Origin of the sequence: Serratia sp. 2723 (assembly GCF_050434425.1) — a bacterium.
Classification (GTDB): domain Bacteria; phylum Pseudomonadota; class Gammaproteobacteria; order Enterobacterales; family Enterobacteriaceae; genus Chania.
Genome location: NZ_JBNDIN010000033.1, coordinates 1 through 1,207, shown reverse-complemented (window position 1 = coordinate 1,207; position 1,207 = coordinate 1). Strand labels below are relative to the sequence as shown.

Genomic DNA, 1,207 nt, shown 5'->3' with positions numbered 1-1,207 from the left:
TGTAAGTATCCCAGCTTTAGTTCCACACACTTTTTGAGATTTCCGGTTTCTCAGCCATCAGCCGATATTCTTCCGGCGTCAGATTATTCAGGGATTCATGAGGCCGCTCACTGTTGTATTCATTCAGCCAGCGATCCGTTATTTCCCGTGCTTCATTCAGTGTTCTGAACAGATAAAAATCCAGTATTTCGGTCCGGTACGTTCGGTTAAACCGTTCGATAAACGCGTTCTGTGTTGGTTTGCCGGGCTTGATAAATTCCAGCATCACGCCATGGTCTTCAGCCCATTGTGCCAGCGCCAGTGATATCAATTCCGGCCCGTTATCCATCCGCATCTTCAGCGGATAGCCACGGTTTGCCGCTATTCTGTCCAGCACCCGCACAATGCGCTGCGCCGGGATATTCAGGTCAATTTCGATAGCCAGAGCCTCGCGGTTAAAATCATCCACGACGTTGAAGGTCCGAAAACGTCGGCCACATGTCAGCGCGTCGTGCATAAAATCAATCGACCAGCTTTGGTTGAGTGCTTCCGGCGTGGCCAGCGGCGCCGGATTACGCACCGGCAGGCGTTGTTTGCCTTTACGACGAAAATTCAGTTTTAGCAGACAGTAAATCCGGTGTATGCGCTTGTGGTTCCAGGCGTATCCCTGCCTGCGAAGCACCTGAAAAAGCTTCTTAAATCCATAGCGGGGATAGCGTTCAGCCGCCTCAGTCAACCTCTGGATCACCGGTTCATCACGTCGTGTATTCGGTTGATAACGAAACACCGTCCTGCTCAGCGATAACGTCCTGCATGCCTGGCGTATGCTCATCGTAAACTGCGTGGTCAGATAGTTGACGAGCTCACGCTTTATCGCTGGTTTTAAAGCTTTTTTTCGATGACGTCTTTCAGCGCACGGCATTCCAGACTCAGGTCGGCAAACATCTGCTTCAGACGGCGATTCTCGTCCTCTAGATCTTTGATTTTTTTGATATCAGCGGCTTCCATCCCGCCATATTTCGCCTTCCAATTGTAATAGCTGGCTTCGGAAATAGCAGCCTCGCGGCACACATCTTTGACGGTCCTACCCGCTTCGACGGACTTCAGTACGGCGATGATCTGGTGCTCGGTAAATCGGATCTTGCGCATAAGGATCTCCTCAGGTGACATCATCAGTATGTCGGAAGATCTCTAAAAGTGAATGGGCCGTTTAAGCGGGATACTTACA

1 protein-coding gene is annotated in these 1,207 nt (G+C 50.5%); it reads right to left on the bottom strand.

The annotated features are described in order from the left end of the window. Positions 1–16: 16 nt before the first annotated feature. Positions 17–1,128 (bottom strand): IS3 family transposase gene (locus tag ABIE29_RS23375; RefSeq protein WP_144403006.1). Its coding sequence is split into 2 segments (ribosomal slippage): positions 17–867 and positions 867–1,128, totalling 1,113 coding nucleotides; the frame shifts between segments, so codons are not numbered across the junction. Positions 1,129–1,207 lie beyond the last annotated feature (79 nt).